At 70.0% G+C, this 5,637-nt stretch carries 3 protein-coding genes; 2 read left to right on the forward strand and 1 reads right to left on the reverse strand.

Annotation, left to right across the window (positions count from 1 at the left end; genetic code table 11):
- A partial coding sequence (locus VI238_RS11130; protein WP_331651300.1) for a hypothetical protein occupies nt 1-1,498 on the forward strand: 1,498 nt, incomplete at its 5' end.
- 259 nt (nt 1,499-1,757) lie between these two features.
- On the opposite strand, the gene VI238_RS11135 is transcribed toward VI238_RS11130, so the two are convergent.
- On the reverse strand, nt 1,758-3,980 hold the full coding sequence (locus VI238_RS11135) for an NADP-dependent isocitrate dehydrogenase (RefSeq protein WP_331651302.1): 2,223 nt from the start codon (nt 3,978-3,980) through the stop codon (nt 1,758-1,760).
- A gap of 354 nt (nt 3,981-4,334) precedes the next feature.
- Between VI238_RS11135 and VI238_RS11140 the strand changes: the two genes are divergently transcribed.
- A complete protein-coding gene (locus VI238_RS11140; RefSeq protein ID WP_331651304.1) occupies nt 4,335-5,279 on the forward strand; it encodes a DegV family protein in 945 nt (314 codons plus the stop codon).
- Nucleotides 5,280-5,637: the final 358 nt, after the last annotated feature.

Below are 5,637 nucleotides of genomic sequence, written 5' to 3' on the forward strand. Positions count from 1 at the left end.
TCACCCCCTCAGCGCAATGAGCATTGTCAACGGAATCATCACCGACCTCAAGGAGCGCCGCCTCTGGCCGATCGCCATCGCGCTCGTCGCCGCGCTCGTCGCCGGGCTCGCCGCCGCGCTCGGCCTATGGATCGCGGCCACGCAGGCGCGCGACGATGCGCAGCGCGAACTCGCGCGGGCGAATGCGATCAACCGCTTTCTCAACGAGGACCTCATCGGCCGCTCGAACCCGCTCGTGCTGTCCAAGGGCGGCGACGCCTCCCTCAAGGACGTGCTGCTCGGCGCGCGCGAGCGCGTCGCGGCGCGCTTCGCGGCGCAGCCGCTGACCGAGGCGTCGATCCGGACGAGCATCGCGACCTTGCTCAACATGATCGAACGCCTGCCCGAAGCCGAGGACGAGGCGCGCCGCGCGCTCGCGCTGTACGCGCGCGAGGAGGGCGACGCCAGCCTCGACGCGCTCAAGGCGCGCACCCTGCTCGCGCGCCTGCTCACGCGCACGGGCAAGTTCGACGAATCGCTCGAGCACCTGCACGCGCTCGATCGCCTGATCGGCGATTCGCAGGATCCCTACCTGCGCTACCTGCGCGCGTCGGGTTGGGGCATCTACGCGATGAACCGTGGCGACTACGCCAGCGCGTTGCCCGAGTACCGCACCGCGATCCCGCTCCTGCGCGCGACCGATCCCGACAATTTCACGCTGCGCGACTCGATGCGCATGGACCTCGTCGGCGCGCTGACGCAGACCGGCCGTCTCGACGAGGCGCGCGCGGAAGGCGAGGACCTGATCGCCGAGGCGCGCTCGCGCGCCGGCGACAACGCGCTCGTGATCGCGTTCGCGCAAGCCGCGGTCGCGCGCACGTACACGCAGGCCGGCGACCCGGCGAAGGCGGAAGCGCAGCTGCTCGAAGCGCAGAAGACGATCGTCGCGCGCCTCGGCGAGGAGCACACGCGCAATCTCATGGTGCTCAGCGACCTGTTCGACGTCGCGATGAAGCGACGCGACTGGCCGCACGCGCTCGACTATGCGCGGCGCGTGCACGAGGGCTTTCGCGCGAAGTTCGGCGCCGACCACAATGTCGCGAGCGTCACGCTCGCGAACTGGGGCCAGGCCTTGTACGAAGCGGGCGACGCGCGCGGCGCCGAGGCGAAGCTGCGCGAGGCCGCAAGCAAGCTCGCCGCGCAACTCGGCGCGGACAATCCACAAAGCCAGGTCGCCGCATTCTGGCTCGCCGCCGCCGAGATCGAACTCGGGCGCGTCGACGACCCGACGCGCGCACTCGACGCATCGGCGCTCGAAGCCGGCGCCGCCGACGGCCTCTGGAAGTTCCGCCTCGCTGCGCTGCGCGGCTTGGCGCTCGCCAAGCGCGGCGATCGCGCTGCCGCCGAGCCGCTGCTGCGGACTGCGGTGGATGGGCTCGGCGCGGCGGGCGCCGCGGACACGGTGGGCGCGAAAGCGATCGAGGCGTTGCGCGGGTTCGCACACGACCACGGAACCTGATCCGCGCCGCAGACGCCGCGGGCCGATGGTATCGATGCGGAATCGGATACGGCGTCGTGCGGCTCGACGGCACTTCCGCAAAGCGCCTATCGGGTCGTGGCGCGCCATACGGCGTCCGGGCGGTGCGCCGGCCGACGTGGTGTTCCGCAACGGCTTCGATCGAGCGACGAAGCGCAAGCAGGTTGCCTTCGCGGCAATGCTGCCGGCGCAAGGCGCGGCGTGCGTCCCCGTCGGGCCGCCCGCCGCGCCGCCGCCGTGTTCAGAGTGTCGCCAGCGCCGTGTTGAACGTCGCGCTCGGCCTCATCGCCCCTGCCGCCCTGGCGGCGTCGGCGTGGTAATAGCCGCCGATGTCGACCGGCTTGCCTTGGGCGCCGTTGAGCTCGCCGACGATGCGGGTTTCCGCGGCAGCGAGCGCCTGCGCGAGCGGTGCGAACCTCGCCTTCAACGTCGCGTCGTCGTCCTGCGCGGCGAGCGCCTGCGCCCAGTACAGTGCGAGGTAGAAATGACTGCCGCGGTTGTCGAGTTCGCCGACCTTGCGCGCGGGCGAGCGGTTCTCGTCGAGGATGCGGCCGTTGGCCTGGTCGAGCGTGCGCGCGAGCACGCCGGCCGCCGCGTTGCCGTAGCGCTGCGCAAGGTGCTCGAACGACGCGGCGAGCGCGAGGAACTCGCCGAGCGAATCCCAGCGCAGGTAGTCCTCCTGCAGGAACTGCTGCATGTGCTTGGGCGCGGAGCCGCCGGCGCCCGTCTCGAACAGGCCGCCGCCGGCCATCAGCGGCACGATCGACAGCATCTTCGCGCTCGTGCCGAGCTCCATGATCGGGAACAGGTCGGTGAGGTAGTCGCGCAGCACGTTGCCGGTGACCGAGATCGTGTCCTCGCCCTTGCGAATGCGCGCGAGCGAATGGCGCATCGCATCGACGGGCGCGAGGATGCGGATGTCGAGCCCACTCGTGTCGTGGTCCTTCAGGTAGCGTTCGACCTTGGCGATCAGCTGCGCGTCGTGGGCGCGGTTCGCATCGAGCCAGAACACCGCGGGCGTACCGCTGAGGCGCGCGCGCGAAACCGCGAGCTTGACCCAGTCCCGCACCGGCGCGTCCTTGGTCTGGCACATGCGGAAAATGTCGCCCGCTTCGACGGGCTGCTCGAGCAACACCGTGCCCGCGTCGTCGGTCACGCGCACGACGCCGGCGGCGGCGACCTGGAACGTCTTGTCGTGCGAGCCGTATTCCTCGGCCGCGCGCGCCATCAGGCCGACGTTCGGCACGCTGCCCATCGTCGCCGGGTCGAACGCGCCGTGAGCCTTGCAGTCCTCGATCACCACCTCGTAGATGCCGGCATAGCAGCGGTCGGGGATCACCGCCTTGGTGTCCTGCAGCTTGCCGTCGGCGTTCCACATGCGACCCGAGTCGCGGATCATCGCCGGCATCGACGCGTCGACGATCACGTCGCTCGGCACGTGCAGGTTCGTGATGCCCTTGTCGGAGTTGACCATCGCGAGCGCGGGGCGCGTCGCGTACTGCGCGCGCAGGTCGGCCTCGATCGCGGCGCGCTGCGCGGGCGGCAGCTTCGCGATGCGCGCATCGAGGTCGCCGATGCCGTTGTTCGGGTCGAATCCGACCTGCGCGAGCACGTCGGCGTGCTTCGCGATCACGTCCGCATAGAACTCGCCGACCGCGACGCCGAACATGATCGGGTCGGACACCTTCATCATCGTCGCCTTGAGGTGCAGCGAGAACAGCACGCCGCGCGCCTTCGCGTCGTCGAGCTCGGCGCGGATGAACGCCGCGAGCGCCGTGCGGCTCATCACCGCGGCGTCGATGATCTCGCCTGCCTCGAGCGCGGTCCGTTCCTTGAGCACGACGCTCGAACCGTCCTTGCCGAACCACGCGATCTTCGCCGTCGTCGCCTGCGCGACCGTCGTCGACGTCTCGCTGCCGTAGAAGTCGCCGCCGTCCATGTGCGCGACGTGCGTTTTCGAATCGGCGCTCCACGCGCCCATCCTGTGCGGGTGCTTGCGCGCGTAGTTCTTCACCGACAGCGGCGCGCGGCGATCGGAATTGCCTTCGCGCAGTACCGGGTTCACCGCGCTGCCCTTGACCTTGTCGTAGCGCGCCTTGGCGTCCTTCTCGTGCGCGTCCCTCGGCTCGTCCGGATAGTCGGGCAGCGGCCACCCTTGCGCCTGCAGTTCCTTGATCGCGGCCTTGAGCTGCGGCACCGACGCGCTGATGTTCGGCAGCTTGATGATGTTGGCGTCCGGCATCGTCGCAAGGCGGCCGAGCTCGGCGAGGTCATCGGCGACCTTGCGTTCGCCGAGCAGGTCCGGGAACTGGGCGAGGATGCGCGCGGCGAGCGAGATGTCGCGCGTTTCGACCGCGACGCCGGCGGTGCGCGCGAAGGCCTGCACGATCGGCAGCAGGGACTGCGTGGCGAGCCACGGCGCTTCGTCGGTGAGGGTGTAGATGATCTTCGGACTGTCGGACATGGGACGGATCAAACCTCGTCGTGGACGTCGCGCCCCGGGAGCGGGCACGCGCGGGTAGCGGATCGGAGCGCCCCCGGCGCCGAGCGTATGGATGGTCGCGATCGCGGGAGGCAAGCCGTGCATTGTCGCGCGTTCGGCGCCGCCGATGAAGTCGCGTCGCGCGCCGGGTGGCCACCATACGACACCGTCCGGAGGAGTTCGGATCCGGCGCGAGCGGCGTTCAGCTGGGGATTTACGCTGCGCCGCATGATCCTTGCATGGCCATCGCCGTGCTAAGTTCGGAGCGCGGCTCCGATGTGCCGCCGATCGGTCGATCGGGGATGCGGCGCACGGCAACGTCGTGGAGGACCTGCTATGCGCATCGGTTTCGTGGTGGATTCGGCCTGCGACCTGCCCGGCGACTACCTGCACCGGCACGGCTTCACGATCCTCCCGATCACGACGCGCGTCGACGAAGCGACCCTCGTCGACGATCGCGACCCGGCCGTGCGCCAGCGCTTCCTCGACGAGGATCTCGGCACGCGCGCGCACGCGGCCGAGACCGAGCCGTTCGGGGTCGATGAAATCCGCGACCTGTTCCTGCGCCGCCTCGTCGTCGACTACGACTGCGTGTTCTGCATCACGATCGCGTCGTCGCGCAGCGGCATCCATGCGAATGCGAGCAAGGCGAGCTTCGCGATCCTCACCGACTACCGGCCGATCCGCCGCTACGCGGGCGTGCCCGGCCCGTTCCTCATGCGCGTGATCGATTCGGAGAACCTGTTCGCCGCGACCGGCGTCACCGCCGTCGAGGCGGTGCGACTGCGCGAAAGCGGCATGAACCCGGGGCAGATGCGCGAGCGCCTCGAATACGTCGCACACAATTCGTTCGGCTACATGATCGTGCGCGACCTCTACTACATGCGCGCGCGCGCGCAGAAGAAGGGCGACCGCAGCGTCGGCTGGTTCAGCGCCGCGCTCGGCACCGCGCTCGACATCAAACCTCTGCTGCGCGGCTATCGCAATACGACCTCGCCGGTGGCGAAGGTGCGCGGCTTCGACCATGGCGCCGAAACGCTGTTCGCCTATGCCGGCAAGCGCGTGCGCGCGGGCCTGCTCACGCCGACGCTGTGCGTGAGCTACGGCGGCAAGCTCGACGAACTCGACGCGCTGCCGGGTTACGTCGACCTCAAGCGAACCTGCGAGGAGCACGGCGTCGAGGTGTACGAGGCGCCGATGAGCGTGACCGGCATGGTCAACGTCGGCACCGGCGCGGTCACGATCGGCTTCGCCGCGCCCGAACACGAGTTCGGCAGCTGACATCGCCTTCGGGTCGGCCGGATCAGGCCGCGCCAGCGGCGGACGACTCCTTCGAGCCGCCCGGTCCTGCGACCCGGCTTCCCCGCTCACGCCGCTGTCGGGGCGCGCTCGGCGCGCACGCCTTGATCCGCCGGAAGTGGAAGGCGACGTCGACCTTGCCGCGAACGCGGGGCCTCTGCTCGTGGCGGGGACGCAGGACGGTTCACCCGCGTACGGGCATCATCGCTCGAGGGCGGCGCGCAGCGCGTTGCAGCCGCGCTGGCGTGACCGCGCTTCAGGGCGTGCGGACGACGCCGGAAACGGGCCGGAAATGGAGAAGGGCGCGATGACTCGCGCCCTTCCCGTGACAGCCATTGAT

The organism is Dokdonella sp. (genome assembly GCF_036518555.1).
In the GTDB taxonomy this organism is placed as follows: domain Bacteria; phylum Pseudomonadota; class Gammaproteobacteria; order Xanthomonadales; family Rhodanobacteraceae; genus Dokdonella_A.

Coding starts and splice junctions, on each gene's coding strand:
- VI238_RS11135 (WP_331651302.1), bottom strand. CDS start 3,980: ATGTCCGACAGTCCGAAGATCATCTACACCCTCACCGACGAAGCGCCG.
- VI238_RS11140 (WP_331651304.1), top strand. CDS start 4,335: ATGCGCATCGGTTTCGTGGTGGATTCGGCCTGCGACCTGCCCGGCGAC.